Below are 17487 nucleotides of genomic sequence, written 5' to 3' on the forward strand. Positions count from 1 at the left end.
CTGAATTCAGAATCCGGGACGGTGGTGTGACCGCCGACACGCGCAGGCCCGGGTCGGCCGTCACGAACGGAGGGTCCATGGCGGACCAGCTGGCGAACCCGGCGACCGAGTCGGCGAGCGGACCGGTGCCCGTGGCGACGCTCGTGGCGCGGTTCCTCGTCGAGCACGGGGTCGACCGCGTCTTCGGGCTCCAGGGCGGACACATCCAGCCGATCTGGGACCAGCTCGCGCGCGCCGGCGTCCGGATCGTCGACGTCCGCGACGAGGGGTCGGCGGTGCACATGGCGCACGCCCACACCGAGCTGACCGGCGAGGTCGCCGTCGCGATGGTGACCGCGGGGCCCGGCGTCACCAACACCGTGACCGGCGTCGCCAACGCGTCGGTGTCCCGCATCCCGATCATGGTGATCGGCGGCTGCCCACCGATCCCGCAATCGAACATGGGGCCGCTGCAGGACATCCCGCACACGGCGATCCTCGCGCCGGTCACCCGGCTCGCCCGCACGCTGCGCAGCGCCGACCAGGTGCTGCGGGAGTTCGACGAGGCGTGGGCCCGGGCGACGGGCGACCGCGGCGAGCCCGGCCCGGTCTACCTCGAGATCCCCACCGACGTGCTGCGCCGCGACGTCCCGCCGGCGCTGCAGACGCCAGAGCACCTCCGCGCCAAGCCGCGGCGCCGCCCCCAGCCCCACCCCGACGACGTCGCCGCCGTCGCCGACCTCATCCGGGCCGCCGCGAAGCCGGCGATCATCTCCGGCCGGGGTGCCCGCACCACCGACGGGACCGACCTGGTGCGCCTGCTCGACGCCTCCGGCGCCGCCTACCTGGACACCCAGGAGAGCCGCGGCCTCGTGCCGGACGACCACCCGGCCGCGGTCGGCAGCGCGCGGTCGGCGGTCATGCGCGACACCGACCTGCTCGTCACCGTCGGCCGGCAGCTGGACTACCAGCTGGGCATGGGGTCCCCGGCGGTGTTCCGCCACGCGAAGGTCGTGCGGATCGCCGACACCGCGAGCGAGCTCATCGACAATCGTCGCGGCGAGGTGGAGATCCTCGCCGAGCCGGCGGCCGCGCTCGGGGCGATCGCCGACGCGCTGGCCGGCCACACGCCCGACACCACGTGGCGCGACGAGCTGAAGGCCAAGCACACCGACCGGGCCAAGTCCTACCGCGAGGAGCTGCACACCACCGAGGACGGCGCCGACGGCCACCTCCACCCGAACCGCATCTTCGGCGCGCTCGACGCCCTGGACGGTGACGCGGTCGACCTCGGCGAGACCGTCATGATCGCTGACGGCGGGGACCTGCTGTCCTTTGCACGGCTCGGCATCACGCGGTGCGCCCGCTACCTCGACGCCGGGGCGTTCGGCTGCCTCGGGGTCGCGACGCCGTTCGCGATCGCCGCGTCGCTGGCCCGGCCCGAACGCCCGGTGATCGCCGTGACCGGCGACGGCGCCTTCGGCATCACCGCGACCGAGATCGACACCGCGGTCCGGCACGGGGCGCGGATCGTCGTGATCGTGTCCAACAACCGCGCCTGGAACATCGAGCGCTACGACCAGGCCGAGAACTACGGCCTGGTGGCCGGGACGCTGCTCGCCGACTCCGACTACGCGGCGATGGCCCGCGCGTTCGGGGCGCACGGCGAGCGCGTCGAGACCGCCGACGACCTCGTGCCGGCGATCCGGCGGGCGCTGGAGAACGCCCCGGCCGTCGTCGACGTGGTCACGACCCAGGACGCGCCCTCGCCCGACTCCGGCAAGGGGCTGGGCTTCGTGCCGGACTACCAGGCCCTCACGCCGTGGAACGACGCCGAGATCGAGCGCCGGAAGGACGTGCCGCAGTGACGCAGATGGAGGAGTGGGCGTTCCCCACCCGCTACGACCAGGACTACCTCCCCGATCCGGAGTCGCCGTACTGGTTCCCGGTGCGCGAGACCATGGATCCCGAGGAGCGCGACGCCGCTGTCCTTCCGCGGCTGCGCGAGGTCATGGAGTACGCGTACGCGAACTCGTCGTTCTACAAGGACAAGTGGGACGCGGTGGACTGCAAGCCCGCGGACATCACGTCGTTCGAGGCGTTCGAGCAGGTCCCGGTGGTGACGAAGGCCGAGATGCGCGAGTCGCAGGCCGACCACCCGCCGTTCGGCAACTACCTGTGCATCGAGCCGACCGACGTGCACCACATCCACGGCACGTCGGGGACCACCGGCCAGCCCACGGCGTTCGGCATCGGGCGGCGCGACTGGGAGGTCATCGCCGACAACCACGCCCGCATCCTCTGGGGGATGGGCGTGCGGCCCGGCGACACCGTGTTCGTCGCGGCCCTGTTCTCGCTCTACCTCGGCTCGTGGGGCGCGATGGCCGGCGCGGAGCGGCTGCGCTGCCGGGTGCTCCCGTTCGGGGCCGGCGCGCAGGGCATGACGTCGCGCGCGGTGAACTGGCTGGCCCGCCTGAAGCCCACGGCGTTCTACGCGACGCCGTCCTACGCGCTGCGCCTGGCCGAGGTCGCCGAGCAGGAGAAGATCGACCCGCGCGAGTTCGGGCTGAAGGTCATGTTCTTCTCCGGCGAGCCCGGCGCGTCGGTGCCCAAGGTGCGCTCGGCGATCGAGGAGGCGTTCGGCGCCACGGTGATCGACTGCGGGACGATGGCCGAGATGACGCCGTTCATGTCGGCGTCGGCCACGGCCGGGACCCCCGACGGGATGCTGCTCTGGCAGGACATCGTCTGGCACGAGGTCTGCGACCCCGAGACGTTCCGGACCGTGCCGTACGGCGACGAGGGCACGCCGGTCTACACCCACCTCGAGCGCACGTCGCAGCCGATGATCCGGCTGGCCTCCAACGACCTGACCCGCTGGGTCATGGAGGACAACCCCTGCGGGCGCACGTACCCCAAGCTGCCGCAGGGCGTCTACGGCCGGATCGACGACATGATCCACATCCGCGGCGAGAACGTGTACCCGACGGAGGTCGACAACTACCTGCGCGGCGTCGACGACTACGGCGGCGAGCACCAGATCATCGTGCGCCGCACGGGGTCGATGGACGAGATGATCGTCCGCGCCGAGACCACCCTGCCCGAGGGGCAGCGCTCCGACTTCGAGCAGCGGACCGGCTCGGGCCTGCAGTCGTTCCTCGGCGTGCGCGTGACCTTCGAGTCCGTCGACGCCAACACCCTCGAGCGCGCCGAGCACAAGTCCCGCCGCGTGGTGGACGAGCGCGAGCACACGCGCTGACCCAGAGACCGACCTTCACAGGAGAGGGGAAGAGACCGTGGACAACGCACTCGGAGAGAAGCCGGCCCCGTTCGGCGCTCCGGAGACGACGGCGACGCCGGGAGAGGCGGGCGGCTACTTCGAGTCGGGCCGTCCACGCCTCGGCGGGCTCCAGGAACCGGTCCGGTTCAGCGACCTCCAGGCGGAAGTGATCAACGCGGTCGCCGACACGATCATCCCGCCACATCCTGCCTGGCCGACCGCGAGCGAGCTGGACCTCGTGACGTTCGTGGGCCGGTACACGACCCCGAGCGGCTACCGGAACAAGCACTTCCCGTTCGCGACCGAGGACGAGCTCAAGGCGGGGCTGGACCGGCTCGGCCAGGGCTTCGTCGACGGCTCGGCGGCGGACCGGACCGCGGCGATCGGCGAGCTCGAGGAGGCCGAGGACCCGCTCTTCGAGCAGCTGCGCGCGCTCGTCTACTACGGCTACTACTCGCGCCCGGTGGTCACGCTGGCGATCAACCGGAACCTGCCGGCCGGCCGCGACTACCACGGTCCGCCGCTGCCCTACGGCTACCTCCAGACCACCGAGCCCTGGGACGAGGAGCTGCTCACGCAGGCCCAGGAGAACGGCTCCTACCTCGAGACCGACGAGGTCGTGCGGGTCGACCTCTCCCAGCTGTCCTGGACGAAGTGAGGCGACCGTGGCTGCACACGAGGAGACCGACGTCCTGATCATCGGCGCGGGCCCCGGCGGGGCCGGCATCGCGCTCAAGCTGGCCCGCCACGGCGTGAAGGTGGTCTGCTTGGAGCAGGGCCCGTGGGTCAAGCCCACCGAGCACCCCCACTACCACGACGAGTGGGAGCTGGAGAAGCAGCGCGGGTGGGCCTACGACCCCAACGTCCGCCAGCTGCCCGAGGACTATCCGGTCACCGGCACGACGACGCCGTACATGATGAACAACGTCGGCGGCTCGACGGTCCACTACGCCGGCCACTGGCCGCGCTACAAGCCCGTCGACTTCCGGAAGGGCACCGAGCACGGTCTCGAGGGCACGATCGACTGGCCGATCTCCTACGAGGACCTCGCGCCGTTCTACGACGAGAACGACGAGATCTACGGCATCTCCGGGCGCATCGGCGATCCGTCGTACCCGGACCGCAAGCAGGCCGTCCGCGACCCCGAGGTGCTGCCCGGCAAGCTGGGCCTGAAGTACGCCAAGGCGTCGCGGGACCTCGGCTGGCACTGGTGGCCGTCCGACAACGCGATCATCACCCGGCCGCGCGAGAACCGCGAGCCCGACCAGGCGATGGGCAACGAGCTCTCCGGCAGCCCCACCGGCTCGCTGTCCACGCCGGCCAACGCCCACTGGCCCTACGCGATCCGGCACGGGGCCGACCTGCGCACGATGGCCCGCGTCGAGACGATCAACGCCGAGAACGGCCGGGCGACGGGTGCGACCTACATCGACCGTCTCACCGGTGACCGCCACGAGGTGCGGGCGAAGATCGTGGTGCTGGCGGCGAACGGCATCGGGTCGCCGCGCCTGCTGCTGCAGAGCGCCCAGAAGGGCCACCCGGACGGGCTGGCGAACTCGAACGGCATCGTCGGCAAGTACCTGATGCACCACGTGTTCGCGTTCTGCGATTCGTGGTTCGACGAGCCGGTCGAGGGCTTCAAGGGTTCCTTCGGAGCGCCGCTCTATTCGCACGAGTTCTACCACACCGACGTCAGCCGGGGATTCGTCAACGGTTTCGGTATGCAGGTCGCGCGCAGTTTCGGGCCGGCGTACGCCGCGATGGGGACGCACACCGGTTACACGGCGCCGTGGGGTGAGCAGCACCGCGAGTTCTTCGACGGCCACTTCGCCAACCACCTCATGGTCTTCATGTTCGGGGAGGACCTGCCGGTCGAGACGAACAGGGTGACCCTGGACCGCGACGTCACCGACTCCTCGGGGCTGCCGGCGGCGCACGTGAACTACGAGCTGCACCCGAACGACGTGGCGCTCGCGGAGTACGGCATCGACAAGATCTTCGAGGCCACGCGGGCGGTCGGGGCGGTCGAGACCAACGACACGGGCGTGCTCTACCCGCCGCCGGCCTGGCACCTCATGGGCACCTGCCGCATGGGCAACACGCCCGACGACTCGGTGCTCAACAAGTGGTGCCAGACGTGGGACCTGCCGAACCTGTTCGTCTGTGACGGCAGCACGCTGACCACCGGCGGCGCGGTGAACCCGACGTCGACGATCGGCGCGCTCTCGCAGCGCACCGGGGAGTACCTCCTGCGCAACCACGACGCGATCGTCGCCCAGAAGACGACGCCGTCGAACGCGGACGCCCCGGACATGTGAGGGCCTCGGCCTCGTGAGTGGTTCGGGTCGTGCTGGCGACCCGAACCACTCACGTGGACCTCTACCATCGCCCCGATGAGGTACACCGTCACCGACGACGACACCGCTGTCGCGCTCGGCAGCGGCGACGTCACCGTGCTGGGCACGCCGCGGCTGATCGCCTGGCTCGAGGCGGCGACGGTGTCCGAGGCCGCGCCACACCTGGCCGAGGGGCAGACCACGGTGGGCGCCGCCGTCCGGGTCCGGCACCGCCGCCCGACGCCCGTCGGCGGGACGGTCGACGTGTACGCCTCGCTCACCACCGAGGGCGACCGGCTGACCTTCGACGTCAGCGCGGTCGACGGCGACGGCCACCACGTCGCCGACGGCGAGATCGACCGCGTCGTCGTCGACCGGGCGTCGTTCACGGGCTGAGCACGGCTCACGGCACGATCGAGTCGACGTACCCGCCGTCGACGCGGACGGCCGCGCCGGTGGTCGCCGAGGCCAGGGGCGAGGCGAGGTAGGTCACCATGTGGGCGATCTCCTCCGGCTCGATGAGCCGCTGGATCAGCGACTGCGGCCGGTGCTCGACCATGAACCGCCGCTGCGCCTCGTCCCAGGGCAGGTCGTCGCCCACCATCTGCCGCACGAACTCCTCGACCCCGCCGGTGTGGGTCGGGCCCGCGATGACCGAGTTGACGGTGACGCCGGTGCCCGCGGCCTCCTTGGCGAAGCCGCGCGACACCGCGAGCAGCGCCGTCTTCGACATCCCGTAGTGGATCATCTCGGCGGGGATGACGACGGCCGAGTCGCTGGCGATGTCGAGGACCCGGCCCCAGCCCCGCTCGGTCATGCCGGGCAGGTAGGTGCGGATCAGCCGGGCGGCCGCGAGCACGTTGACCTCGAAGAAGCGCCGCCAGTCGTCGTCGGTGATCTCCAGGGCGGGCCGCGGCCCGAAGACGCCGAGGTTGTTGACCAGCACGTCGACGGCCGGCTCCGCGGCGGCCAGCGCGGCGGCCCCCTCCTCGGTGGCGACGTCCGCGGCCACGCCGGTGACGTCCCCGCCGGTCTCGTCGCGCACGCCGGCCGCGGCCTCCTCGACCCGCTTCGGCGTGCGGCCGTTGACCACCACCCGCGCGCCCGCGCGGGCGAGGTCGACGGCGATGGCCCGCCCGATGCCACCGGTCGAGCCGGTGACGAGCGCCGTGCGTCCGGACAGGTCGAGCTGCATGGTGCCTCCTCGTCGGGGAGCGCCCGGGTGCGCCGGGGACATCCCTACACTCGGGGGCATGGCGGGGCGCATCCGGGACGCGGACATCGCCGAGGTGCGCGACCGCAACCGGGTCGACGAGGTGATCGGCGAGTACGTCGCCCTGCGCCGGGCCAGCGCCGGGTCGGTCAAGGGCCTGTGCCCGTTCCACGACGAGAAGACGCCGTCGTTCAACGTCCGGCCCACCCACGGCACGTTCCACTGCTTCGGCTGCGGCGAGGGCGGCAGCGTCATCGACTTCATCATGAAGATCGAGCAGCTGGGCTTCGTCGAGGCCGTGGAGAAGCTGGCCGATCGCGTCGGCTACCGGCTCACCTACGAGGGCGGCGGGTCCAGCGTCCAGAAGGACCGTGGCACGCGCAGCCGGCTGCTGGCCGCCAACAAGCTGGCCGCCGAGTTCTACGCCGAGCAGCTGCGGGCGCCCGGGGAGGCGCAGAAGGCGCGGGAGTTCCTGGCCGAGCGCGGGTTCGACCAGGCGGCGGCCGAGGACTTCGGCTGCGGCTTCGCGCCCAGCGGGTGGGACAAGCTCACCAAGCACCTGCTCGCCCAGGGCTACACGCTCGAGGAGCTGGAGAAGGCCGGCCTCTCGCGGCAGGGGCAGCGCGGCCCGATGGACCGCTTCCACCGCCGGCTGCTCTGGCCGATCCGCGACCTCGGCGGCGACGTCGTCGGCTTCGGCGCGCGGCGGCTGTTCGACGACGACCGCATCGAGGCCAAGTACCTCAACACCCCCGAGACGCCCGTCTACCACAAGTCGAAGGTCCTGTTCGGCCTGGACAAGGCCAAGCGCGAGATCGCGAAGACGCGCCAGGCGGTGATCGTCGAGGGCTACACCGACGTCATGGCCATGCACCTCGCCGGGGTGACGACGGCGGTCGCGAGCTGCGGCACGGCCTTCGGTGACGACCACGTCGCGGTGCTGCGCCGCCTGCTCATGGACGACTCGTTCGACCGCGGCGAGGTGATCTACGTCTTCGACGGCGACGCCGCGGGGCAGGCGGCGGCGCGCAAGGCGTTCGAGGGCGACCAGCAGTTCGCCACCCAGACCTACATCGCCGTCGCGCCCGACGACATGGACCCCTGCGACCTGCGCCAGAAGCGCGGCGAGATCGCGCTGCGCGACCTCGTGGCGCAGCGGGCGCCGCTGTTCTCGTTCATCATCCGGGCGATCCTCGACGAGCACGACCTCGGCTCCGTCGAGGGCCAGGTCGCCGCGCTGCAGCGCGCCGTGCCCGAGGTCGCGCGCATCCGTCGCGAGGACCTCCGGGACGGCTACGCCCGCCGTCTGGCCGGCTGGGTCGGGTGGTCCGACGAGGCCCAGGTGGTGCGCCGGGTGCGGGAGACGGCCGGGGCGCCGGTCGAGCCGGCCCGGCGGGCCCCGCGCCGCACCCCAAGCGCACACCCCTCAAACAGTAATAGTCCAGAATTGCCAGATAGACGAGACCCAGTCCTTCGAACACAGCGCGAGGTATTGAAGGCCGCGCTGCAAGTCCCGGCCTACGGTGGGCCCGTCTACGACGAGCTGGCTGATGATGCGTTCAGTCACGAAGCGTACCGTGCAATGCACCGCGCGATAATTGCCGCGGGAGGGACCGGTTCTGGTCTCGGCGGCTCAGAGTGGCTGGAAGCTGTGGCCAACGAGGCGCCAAGCGGGTACCGACGCTTGGTGTCGGAGTTGGCCGTTGAGCCGCTAGAGACCAGGAAAGCCGACGAACATCGTTACGTAACAGGCATGATGACGGCCCTGCGAGGGGCGCAAGTCGAGCGTCAGGTCTCTGATATCAAGTCGCGGCTGCAGCGAATTAATCAGGTAAGCGAGCCTGACGAATACAACGAACTGTTTGGCGACCTCGTCGCTCTCGAGCAGTACAAGAAAGCGCTGCGCGACCAGGCCTCAGGAGCAACCCTGTGAGCGGGGTGCGCGACCGCCTGACCGCCCTGCTCACCGGCCGCGAGCCGGTGCCGGAGGGCTTCACGGGCACCCTCGACGAGGGTGAGCGGGTGCTCGCCGACGGGCAGGGCCCGCGCGGGTCGGTCGTGCTCGCCACCGACATCGGGCTCTGGCTGCCGCCCGCCGCCTCCGGTGAGCCGGCGCGCCGCATCGTCTGGCACCTCGTCACGAAGGCGACGTGGGCGAGCGGCGCGCTCGAGGTGGTCGAGGCCGACGAGGCCGAGGAGCTCGCGGGCGGGGTGGTGCTGCTCGCCGACCGGCCGCCGCGCCGGGTGCCGCTGACGCGACCGGGCCGGATTCCCGAGACCGTCCACCGGCGCGTGACCGCCGCGGTCAAGGACAGCCAGCACCACGACCTCGGGGCCGGCGGCGCCTGGTTCGTCCAGCGCCGCGTGCCGGGCGACGGGATCGTGCTGCACGTCCGCCCGGATCCGGGCACCGACGTCGACGCGGTGCGCAGCGTCGCCGAAGGGGTGGGGGAGAGGTTGAGAGAGGCCCGGGGATGACCCTCACCTGGGACCCGGCGCTCTACCGCCGCCACGACGACCACCGCGCCCGGCCGTTCATCGACCTCGTCGCCCGGATCGGCGCGCCGGCACCCCGCGAGGTGGTCGACCTCGGCTGCGGTCCGGGCCACCTCACCGAGGTTCTTGCCCGGCGGTGGCCGCGTGCGCGGATCCGGGCCACCGATTCGTCGTCCGAGATGGTCGCCGCCGCGCGGGCGAACGGCGTCGACGCCGAGCAGGCCGACGTCCGCGACTTCGCACCCGGCCCCGCCACCGACGTCGTGGTCACCAACGCGGTGCTGCACTGGGTGCCCGAGCACCGCGAGCTGGTGACGCGCTGGGCGGCGGCGCTGCCGGCGGGCGGCTGGCTCGCGCTGCAGGTGCCGGGCAACGAGCGCTCGCCCTCGCACGAGATCGCCCGCGACCTGCTGGAGTCCCCGGCCTGGTCGGCCCGCGTCCCCGACGGGCTGCCGACGTACGGCGTCGGGGCCCCCGAGGAGTACGCGCGGCTGCTCGCCGCGACCCGCCCCGGCGGTGTCGTCGACTGCTGGGAGACGACCTACCTGCACCCGCTCACCGGGGACGACCCGGTGGGCGACTGGATCGCGGGGACGACGCTGCGCCCGGCCCACGCCGTGCTCGACGACGCGGACTGGACGCGGCTGCGCGCCGAGCTCGCCCCGCGGCTGCGGGAGGCCTACCCGCCCGACGCCGCCGGCGTCACCTGGTTCGGGTTCCGCCGGGTGTTCGCGGTGCTGGGGATCCCGGACGGCGCCTGAGGCTCACCGGCCCGAGCCGTTGGTGGTCGACCGGCCGGGAGCGGCGGGCTCGTGACCGCCCGATCCGGAGGGGGCCACGCGCTCCTTCGCCATCGCCACGCCGGTCTGCACGGCCTCGCCGGCCTTGGCGCGGGCGACACCGGCCGCCCCCTGGACGCTCGGGTGGTCGGCCACCTGGCGGTACGCGCGGGCGATCTGCTCGTAGCGCTCGCGTCCGGCGCGCGCGCCGAGGACGTAGCCGACACCGGCACCCAGCAGGAACGGGATCATCTTCATGGAACTCCTCCGCGGACGTCTGCGGGCCATCCTGCCTCACCCCGTGCGGGATGACGGCGGAGCCCGTGCGGTAGCGTGTTACCCGTCCGGCAGCGCGATCTGTCGGGCGTGCGGTCCTCCGTAGCTCAATCGGCAGAGCATTCGGCTGTTAACCGAAGGGTTACTGGTTCGAGTCCAGTCGGAGGAGCCGAAGCCCCAGGTCAGCGTGCTGGCCCGGGGCTTTTTCATGATCCTGTGGAGGTTCTCGTGCAGGTCACGAGCGTTCACGTCAACCTGCGCGTGCCCGACGTCGCGGCGGCGCGCACCTTCTACGCCGACTACCTCGGGATGAGCGCCGAGGGCATCGGGATGGACTGGGTGACCCGGCTCTCCGACCCCACGACGGGAGCCGGGGTCCAGCTGCTCACCCGCGACGCGACGGCGCCCGAGGACCCGGTCGCGTCGCTCAAGGTCGCCGACGTCGAGGAGGCCCACGACGAGGCCCGCCGGCGGGGGTACGAGATCGTCCACCCGCTGACCACCGAGCCGTGGGGCGTGCGCCGGTTCTTCGTCCGCGCCCCGGACGGCAACGTCCTGAACATCGCCCAGCAGGAGTGACCTGTCCCGGCGCCGCGGACGGTGCCGTGGCGGCGAGGGGACGGGGCCGGGACGCTCACCGCGTCGAGTGAACCCGTCACCGTGTCGAGTGAACCTCGGTGCGGACCCCTGGTGCCGACGGTGTGGCGCGGGGCACGCTCTTCGGTGAGCCGGTGAGGAGTCCCGGTGTCCGGTGCCCGGGGGCACCGTCCGCGTGGTGGTGGGCCGGAACGGCATGCTGGGGAGCGGGCCCCGGCCCACCACCATCGCGCACCCGTCGCTCAGCCCGGCGCGGTGGTCGGCACAGTCGTCGGCACGGTGGTCGGCACGGTCGTCGTGGGCGTCGTGCTGGTGGTGCCCGTCGTCCCGGTCGAGCGCGGCGTGGCGCCGCCGGCGGGGCAGGTGACGGCCTTGCTGACCGTGGCGCTCGGCGCGCCCGTCCAGTTCCCGGCCTTCGCCGTCACGGTGACGTACACCGTGAGCAGCAGCGTCGTGGTCGTGAGGGTCGTCGACGTGCCGGTGACCGTCCTCGAGTCCGAGAGGAGGCCGAGGGCACGGCCGGACGCGACCGTGTACTCGCCCGCCCCGGTGACCCCGGTCCAGCTCACCGGGATGCTCGCGGTGGTGGTCAGACCGCTCGTGGTGCAGGTGATCGCCCCGATCGTGACGCCCGTCGGCGTCCCGATCTGGCCGGCCCGTGCCGTCGCGGTACCGGTGTTCTGGCTGCGCCACGCCGCCGCCGCCACGCCGCCGCCCGCGAGCAGCAGCGTGGCGACGACGGCCGCGGCGAGGATCCCGAGCGCCGGTCGCCTCACGCGCTCGTGATGGCGACGGTCACGGGGATGGTGAAGGTCGCGTTCTGACACCCGGTCTCCGATGCGCTCGTCATCGACGCCGCGCCCGCGAGCGTCAGCGTCGCCGACCCGTTGGCGGGGACGGTCGTGCCCGGTGAGACCGTCGTGAGACCGACCCCGGTGGTCCCGCACGAGCCCGTCCCGCCGGCGGCCGTCGGTGCGCCGCTGGGGCTCACCGAGGTGACCGTGACGGGGTAGGTGTTCGGGTTGTTGACGGTGATCTTGACGTCGCCGCTGGACCCCGGGTAGAGCAGGTTGGCCGTGACGGCCGTCCCGGCGACGGTGGTGGTCGTGGGCGGCTGGGCCTGCCCGGCCCGCGAGGTCGCGGTGCCGCCGCCCGTCGAGAGCCAGGCGGCCGAGGCGAGCCCGGCCCCCAGCAGCACGGCGACGGCGACCCCGGTGACCCCGACGGCCGGCAGGCGGCGCAGCCACCACCGCCACGAGGTCCGGCGGCCCGAGGACCAGCGGGCGCGGCGTGCGGACACCGGCTCAGCTCGCCGCCGAGGCCAGGCTCGCCGTCAGCGGGAGGACGAAGCTCTGGCCCTGGCAGCTGTTGTCCGGGTTGGCGATCATCTTCGCCGTCAGCGTGTAGGTCCCCGACGCGCCCGGGGCGATGGTGCCGGCCGGGTTCGTCAGGCCCCCGGTGGTGACGGTGCCGGCGGGGCAGTTGCCGCTCGTGGCGGTCGAGCTGCCCGGCGAGATCGACGCGACGACCACCGGGTAGGAGTTCGGGTTGTTGACGGTGACGGTCGCCGTCGTGGTCGCGCCCGGGTACAGCCCGCTCGCCCCGTTCTGTGGCGTGATCGTCGAGTTGACGGCGGTCGTCGAGCTGCCCTCGGCGGTACCGGCGCCGCTCGAGAGCCAGGCCGCGAGCGCGACACCCGCGACGCAGGCGAGCGCGATGCCCGCGGCCACGGCGCCGAGGCGCCTCTTGGTCGTCGTTTCCACGGTGGACACTCCTCTCCGACGTCGGCTCTCCGACGTTCCGGACAGGAAGTAGGCCGAATGGCCTAACGTCTCACCGGGAACCGGGCGGATTCACCGGATCGTTGGGCGCGCCGTTGCCGCGTGACCCGGCCGGGCGACGCTGGACCCGGTACAGGCGCTGCGCTCCCCGGACACCCTTGAACTTCCGCGGGGCGGCGGCCCGGAACCGCAGCGGCGGATCGTCGCCCGCGGCCGCGACGACGGCGTCGTGCACCGCGGCGGTCACGGTGACCTGACCCGGCCGGGCGGTCTCGGTGACGCGGCTGGCCAGGTTGACCGGCGGGCCGAACCAGTCGCCGGCGTGCGGCACCCCGATGCCCATGGCCACGCCGACGCGCAGCCCCGGGCGCCCGTCGCGGGGGTCCGACCACTCCTCGACGAGGTCGAGGGCCGTGCGCACCAGCGCCGTGGGGTCGGGGGAGACGAGCATGACCGCGTCGCCGATGACCTTGGCCAGGCGCACGGGCCAGGCGGAGACCTCGGTGGCGCACGCCGACAGCATCTCGGCGACCTCGCTGAGCTCGACCGCCGAGACCGACTCGCCCAGGTCGGTGAAGCCGACGAGGTCGGCGAAGCACACGGTCACCTCCTGGGCGCCCTGCAGGCGCCCGGCGCTCGACTCCTCGACGGCGAGTGCGTGCGAACGGATGCGGTCGGCGAGGGCGGCGGCGACCAGGTGCACGAGGTGCAGCGAGTCGTCCTCGACGATGCGCCGCGCCTCGGCCGCGTAGCGCAGGGCCGTCTCGGGCTCGGGCTCGCCGGGACGCAGCAGCGCCTCGCCCAGCAGCCCGCCGAGCGCGTCGGCGATGTTGAGCACGCCGCGTCCGATCGCCCGGACGACCGGCATCATCTCCTCGTCGCTGAACCCCAAGCTGCGGTAGCGGTGGATCCGCTCGGCGATCTCGACGTCCTCGTCGGTGTAGATCGGCTCGTCGGGATCGGGGGCCAGCGGGCGTCCCAGGGCCTGGAACCAGCGGCGCACGACGTCGGCGTCGATGTCGGCGATGCGGCAGACGTCGGTCAGGGAGTGCCCGTCCTCGGGGCGCAGGGTGCGCTCGAGCAGCAGCAGACCGAGCCGGTCGCGCTCGATGGCGTCGCGCATCGTCGCGATGTCGACGCCGTCGGCGGCCAGCGACTCGAGCACCGACACCCGGACCCGGCGCTCGTCGCCCGACAACCCGTCGAGGAGGCCGGCGCGGTCGTAGTCGCCCTCGGCCATGACCGACCGGACCCGCGCCGGGAGGGGCAGCGACGTGCGGGAGCGCGGCGGCACCCGTCCATGGTGCCAAAGGGGTGCGGGGTGGACACGCCGTGGCGACCGGTGAGCCCGCGGGATCCGTACCGTGATCGGTATGAGCCGCGGCCCCCGCCTGCTGGCGACGAGCGACCTGCACGTCAACCGGCAGGAGAACGAGGACCTCGTCCGGGAGCTGGCCCCCACGCACCCCGACGACTGGCTGATCGTCGCCGGCGACGTCGGCGACCGCGTCGCCACCACGCTGTGGGCGTTGGAGATCCTGGCCGGGCGGTTCGCGCGGGTGATCTGGGTCCCGGGCAACCACGAGCTGTGGACCCCGCCGGGCGACGAGGTCGACCTCGTCGGGCCCGCGCGCTACGACCACCTCGTCGCGGAGTGCCGACGCCTCGGTGTGCTGACCCCCGAGGACCCGTGGCCGGTGTGGGAGGGGGCGGGCGGGCCGGCGTTGGTGTGCCCGATGTTCCTGCTCTACGACTACAGCGTCCGGCCGCCGTCCATCCCGGCGTCGTGGACCGACGAGCAGGCGCTCGAGGTCGCGCGCGAGGCCGGTGTGGTGTGCACCGACGAGGTGCTGATGTCGAGCGACCCGTTCCCCGGCCCGGCCGCCTGGTGCGCCGACCGCCTGGCCCGGACACTCGCTCGCCTCGAGGACCGGCCCGCGGGGATGCCGACCGTGCTCGTCAACCACTGGCCGCTCACGCCCCACCCGACCCGCATCCTGCGCCACCCCGAGTTCGCGATCTGGTGCGGCACGACGGCGACGGCCGACTGGCACGTCCGCTTCGACGCCGAGGTGGTCGTCTACGGCCACCTGCACGTCCCGCGCACCACCGTCGAGGACGGGGTGCGCTGCGAGGAGGTGTCGGTCGGCTATCCCCGCGAGTGGCGACGGCACGGCCTGGTCCGCGGGGCGCTGCGGGAGATCCTGCCCGGGGCACCGGACGACGGGCCCGACCCCTTCACCGCGTGGGCCGCCGAGCAGCGCGCCCGCTGGGCCCGGTCGTGACGACGGCCCTGGCGGACCTCCTGCCCCCGGCCGTCGTGGCGGTGGCCCGCACCGACGACGACCCGGGCGCCGTCCTCGCGCCGGCCGAGGAGGCGGCCGTGGCGCGCGCGGTCGCGACCCGGCGGGCCGAGTTCACGACGGCCCGCGCCTGCGCCCGCGAGGCGCTGACCCGGCTCGGGGCCCCGGCCGTGGCGGTGCCGGTGGGGGAGCGGCGGGCCCCGGTCTGGCCGTCGGGCGTGGTCGGCGCGATCACGCACTGCGCCGGCTTCCGCGCGGCGGCGGTGGCCTGGAGCGCCGAGGTGCGCTCGGTCGGGCTCGACGCCGAACCGCACGTCGCGCTGCCCGACGGGGTGCTGCGCGTGGTGACCGACGCCGGAGAGCAGGCGGCGCTCGCGGCGCTGGGTCGTGAACGGCCGGACGTCCGGTGGGACAAGATCCTGTTCAGCGCCAAGGAGAGCGTCTACAAGGCGTGGTTCCCGCTGACCGGGCGGTGGCTGGGCTTCGAGGACGCCGAGCTGCGGCCCGCGCCCGACGGCACCTTCACCGCGACGCTGCGCGTCCCCGGTCCGGACGTCGACGGCGCCGAGCTCACCGGGTTCCACGGCCGCTGGGCGGTGCGCGACGGCCTCGTGATCACTGCGATCGCCCTGCCCGCGGGCGTTTCGTAACCTCGGGAGCACCATGCGGAACGAGGGCTACTGGCAGGCCTACGAGTCGATCGTCGAGCAGCGCATCCGCGAGGCCCAGGAGGAGGGCAAGTTCGACGGGCTGCGCGGCGCCGGCCGTCCCCTGCCGCGCGGGCGCAACGACGAGAACTGGTGGCTGCGCTCCTACCTGGAGCGCGAGGGCATCCCCAACGACGTCCTCCTGCCCACCCCGCTGCGCCTGCGCCGCGAGATCGACCGCCTGCCCGAGACCGTGCGCGACATGACCACCGAGCGCGAGGTCCGCGACACCGTCGCCGCCCTGGCCGCCCGCGTGGCGGCGTGGCTGCGCTTCCCCGACGGGCCGCAGATCGCGGTGTCGATGCCCCGGGCCGACGACGTCGTCGCGCGGTGGCGGGCGGACCAGGGCGCGGCGCGCGCGGCCGCGGCGCGGCCGGACCCGGCCCCGGAGCCGCCCGTCCCGGCCCGGCCGCGGTGGGACCGGCTGCGGCGGGCGCTGCGGCGCATCCGCTAACCGGCGCGCGGGGCGCGGGGGAGGTCGACGACGGTGCCGGGGACGGCCACCGGGGTGTCGCTCGCGGGCCGGTCGTCGCGGTCGCCGTCGCCGGACCGGCGGGACGGCGTGAGCGGCACGACCGTGGCGGCGCCGATGCCGTGGTAGCGCTCCGGGGTGCAGGTCAGCACGATCACCTGGGCGGCGCCGGCGGCCGCCGTCGCCGCGGTGAAGACGGCACCGAGGCGGGCCAGGCGCTCGGGGTCGGTGTGGCCCAGGGCGTCGTCGATGACGACCGGGACGCCGTCGGCCGGGTCGACCAACGCGGCGCAGGCCAGCCGCGCGCACAGGCCGAGCTGCTCCTGCGCCCCGCTCGAGAGCGCCTCGAACCGCACCGTGGTGCCGTCGAGCGTGCGGTGGGTGATCCGCAGCTCCTCGTCGATCTCCAGCGAGAGCGTCGGCCCGAACACGATGCGCGCCAGCCGCTCGACCTGCGCCCGGAACGGTGCGACGTAGGAGCGGCGCACGCGGTCGCGGTGGCGCGCGAGGGTCTCGTGCAGGCGCCGGGCGGCCGCGGCCCGGCGGGCGACGCCGTCGTGCTCGCGGACGGCGGCCTCGAGCTCGGTGGCCGCGGCCCCGAGCTGGTCGTGCCAGCCCTGGGCGCCGGCGGCCTGCAGGCGCCCGGTGGTCTCCGCGTGCTCGCGCTCCAGCCGCGCGGCCTCCGTCGTGAGGCGCTCGGCGACGGCGCGGGCGTTGACCACGCGCGCCTCGACGGTGTCCGGGTCGTCGTCCGCGAGGGCTGCGGCGAGGACCTCGTGCTCGCGTTCGGCCTCCCGGGCCCGCGCGAGACGCGAGGCCTCGGCCGCGGCGAGCGTGGCGTCGGGCTCGTCGGCCCGGGCGGCGCGGAGCTCCTCGGCCCGGCGGGCGTGGGCGTGCCGGGCGTCGGCCGCCCGTTCGGCCAGGACCGCGGCGCGGGTATCGGCGCCGCGCACCGCGTCCTCCGCGGCCCGGCACGCCACGTCGGCCTCGTCGGCCCGTCGTGCTGCGTCCTCGGCGGCCGTCCGGGCGGCGTCGGCGGCGGCGCGCAGGGTGGTCAGGTCGTGCCCGGGGTTCGGTGCGGGGGCGAGCTCGGGGCCGAGCCGGTCGCGCACGGCGTCGTGCGCGGCGAGCAGGGCCGCGGCGTCGGGGTCGGCGTCACGGTGCCCGGCGAGGTCGCGGGCCAGGGCGGCGCGCTGCTCCTCGGCCTGCCGGGCCGCGTCGCCGGCGGCCCGGGCCGCCTCGACGTGGGCGACGCCGAGGTCGCCGCC

Annotated in this window: 19 protein-coding genes and 1 tRNA gene; 13 read left to right on the forward strand and 7 right to left on the reverse strand. The window is 73.7% G+C overall.

The annotated features are described in order from the left end of the window. The first annotated feature begins 77 nt into the window (after nt 1-77). The 5 genes from ABD994_RS25085 to ABD994_RS25105 all read left to right on the forward strand — a co-directional run bounded on the left by ABD994_RS25085 (nt 78) and on the right by ABD994_RS25105 (nt 5991). Nucleotides 78-1847: a thiamine pyrophosphate-binding protein gene (locus tag ABD994_RS25085; RefSeq protein WP_345421994.1), complete on the forward strand. Its 1770-nt coding sequence runs from the start codon at nt 78-80 to the stop codon at nt 1845-1847. Nucleotides 1848-1852: 5 nt separating this feature from the next. After that, entirely contained in the window at nt 1853-3238 is a 1386-nt protein-coding gene (locus tag ABD994_RS25090) for a phenylacetate--CoA ligase family protein (RefSeq protein WP_345422060.1), read from the forward strand. Between the two features lie 37 nt (nt 3239-3275). Next, nucleotides 3276-3917: a gluconate 2-dehydrogenase subunit 3 family protein gene (locus tag ABD994_RS25095; protein ID WP_345421997.1), complete on the forward strand. Its 642-nt coding sequence runs from the start codon at nt 3276-3278 to the stop codon at nt 3915-3917. A 7-nt stretch (nt 3918-3924) separates the two neighbouring features. Beyond that, nucleotides 3925-5577: a GMC family oxidoreductase gene (locus ABD994_RS25100; RefSeq protein WP_345422002.1), complete on the forward strand. Its 1653-nt coding sequence runs from the start codon at nt 3925-3927 to the stop codon at nt 5575-5577. 75 nt (nt 5578-5652) lie between these two features. After that, nucleotides 5653-5991: a thioesterase family protein gene (locus tag ABD994_RS25105; RefSeq protein WP_345422005.1), complete on the forward strand. Its 339-nt coding sequence runs from the start codon at nt 5653-5655 to the stop codon at nt 5989-5991. A 7-nt stretch (nt 5992-5998) separates the two neighbouring features. Here ABD994_RS25105 and ABD994_RS25110 read toward each other — a convergent pair whose 3' ends face one another. Beyond that, a complete protein-coding gene (locus ABD994_RS25110; RefSeq protein WP_345422008.1) occupies nt 5999-6790 on the reverse strand; it encodes an SDR family NAD(P)-dependent oxidoreductase in 792 nt (263 codons plus the stop codon). Nucleotides 6791-6848: 58 nt separating this feature from the next. Here ABD994_RS25110 and dnaG point away from each other — a divergent pair, with 58 nt between their 5' ends. From dnaG to ABD994_RS25125, 3 genes are read left to right on the forward strand one after another with little or no spacing between them, the layout of a single operon-like run. Then, a complete protein-coding gene (dnaG, locus tag ABD994_RS25115) occupies nt 6849-8741 on the forward strand; it encodes a DNA primase (protein ID WP_345422011.1) in 1893 nt (630 codons plus the stop codon). Further along, complete coding sequence (locus ABD994_RS25120) at nt 8738-9286, forward strand: hypothetical protein (RefSeq protein ID WP_345422014.1); 549 nt, start codon at nt 8738-8740, stop codon at nt 9284-9286. Before dnaG ends, ABD994_RS25120 begins: the two co-directional genes overlap by 4 nt. After that, nucleotides 9283-10065: a trans-aconitate 2-methyltransferase gene (locus ABD994_RS25125; protein WP_345422016.1), complete on the forward strand. Its 783-nt coding sequence runs from the start codon at nt 9283-9285 to the stop codon at nt 10063-10065. The genes ABD994_RS25120 and ABD994_RS25125 overlap by 4 nt, the downstream gene beginning before the upstream one ends. Before the next feature lie 3 nt (nt 10066-10068). On the opposite strand, the gene ABD994_RS25130 is transcribed toward ABD994_RS25125, so the two are convergent. Next, nucleotides 10069-10335, reverse strand: a complete 267-nt coding sequence (locus ABD994_RS25130) for a hypothetical protein (RefSeq protein WP_425550124.1) — start codon at nt 10333-10335, stop codon at nt 10069-10071. Between the two features lie 120 nt (nt 10336-10455). Here ABD994_RS25130 and ABD994_RS25135 point away from each other — a divergent pair. Together ABD994_RS25135 and ABD994_RS25140 are read left to right on the forward strand one after the other, a co-directional pair. Next, nucleotides 10456-10528, forward strand: a tRNA-Asn gene (locus ABD994_RS25135). Between the two features lie 59 nt (nt 10529-10587). Further along, nucleotides 10588-10938 (forward strand): VOC family protein, encoded by a 351-nt coding sequence (locus ABD994_RS25140; RefSeq protein ID WP_345422021.1) that lies wholly within the window; start codon nt 10588-10590, stop codon nt 10936-10938. A gap of 260 nt (nt 10939-11198) precedes the next feature. Here the strand turns inward: ABD994_RS25140 and ABD994_RS25145 are convergent, their stop codons facing one another. From ABD994_RS25145 to ABD994_RS25160, 4 genes are all read right to left on the reverse strand, one after another. Further along, complete coding sequence (locus tag ABD994_RS25145) at nt 11199-11732, reverse strand: hypothetical protein (RefSeq protein ID WP_345422023.1); 534 nt, start codon at nt 11730-11732, stop codon at nt 11199-11201. Further along, on the reverse strand, nt 11729-12256 hold the full coding sequence (locus ABD994_RS25150; RefSeq protein ID WP_345422026.1) for a hypothetical protein: 528 nt from the start codon (nt 12254-12256) through the stop codon (nt 11729-11731). The genes ABD994_RS25145 and ABD994_RS25150 overlap by 4 nt, the downstream gene beginning before the upstream one ends. Before the next feature lie 4 nt (nt 12257-12260). After that, on the reverse strand, nt 12261-12719 hold the full coding sequence (locus ABD994_RS25155) for a hypothetical protein (protein ID WP_345422029.1): 459 nt from the start codon (nt 12717-12719) through the stop codon (nt 12261-12263). A 70-nt stretch (nt 12720-12789) separates the two neighbouring features. Further along, nucleotides 12790-14031 (reverse strand): adenylate/guanylate cyclase domain-containing protein, encoded by a 1242-nt coding sequence (locus tag ABD994_RS25160; protein WP_345422032.1) that lies wholly within the window; start codon nt 14029-14031, stop codon nt 12790-12792. A gap of 79 nt (nt 14032-14110) precedes the next feature. Between ABD994_RS25160 and ABD994_RS25165 the strand changes: the two genes are divergently transcribed. Genes ABD994_RS25165 through ABD994_RS25175 form a run of 3 tightly spaced genes read left to right on the forward strand, consistent with a single transcriptional unit; the run spans nt 14111 to nt 16201 of the window. Continuing rightward, nucleotides 14111-15022, forward strand: coding sequence for a metallophosphoesterase family protein (locus ABD994_RS25165; RefSeq protein ID WP_345422035.1), 912 nt, complete (start codon nt 14111-14113; stop codon nt 15020-15022). Continuing rightward, complete coding sequence (locus ABD994_RS25170; RefSeq protein WP_345422038.1) at nt 15019-15690, forward strand: 4'-phosphopantetheinyl transferase family protein; 672 nt, start codon at nt 15019-15021, stop codon at nt 15688-15690. The genes ABD994_RS25165 and ABD994_RS25170 overlap by 4 nt, the downstream gene beginning before the upstream one ends. A 13-nt stretch (nt 15691-15703) precedes the next feature. Beyond that, nucleotides 15704-16201 (forward strand): DnaJ family domain-containing protein, encoded by a 498-nt coding sequence (locus ABD994_RS25175; RefSeq protein WP_345422041.1) that lies wholly within the window; start codon nt 15704-15706, stop codon nt 16199-16201. Here the strand turns inward: ABD994_RS25175 and ABD994_RS25180 are convergent. Continuing rightward, nucleotides 16198-17487, reverse strand: a 1290-nt coding sequence (locus ABD994_RS25180; protein ID WP_425550122.1) for an ATP-binding protein, incomplete at its 5' end; no start/stop codon positions are given. The genes ABD994_RS25175 and ABD994_RS25180 overlap by 4 nt on opposite strands.

Origin of the sequence: Actinomycetospora chlora, from assembly GCF_039542135.1 — a bacterium.
GTDB lineage: Bacteria > Actinomycetota > Actinomycetes > Mycobacteriales > Pseudonocardiaceae > Actinomycetospora > Actinomycetospora chlora.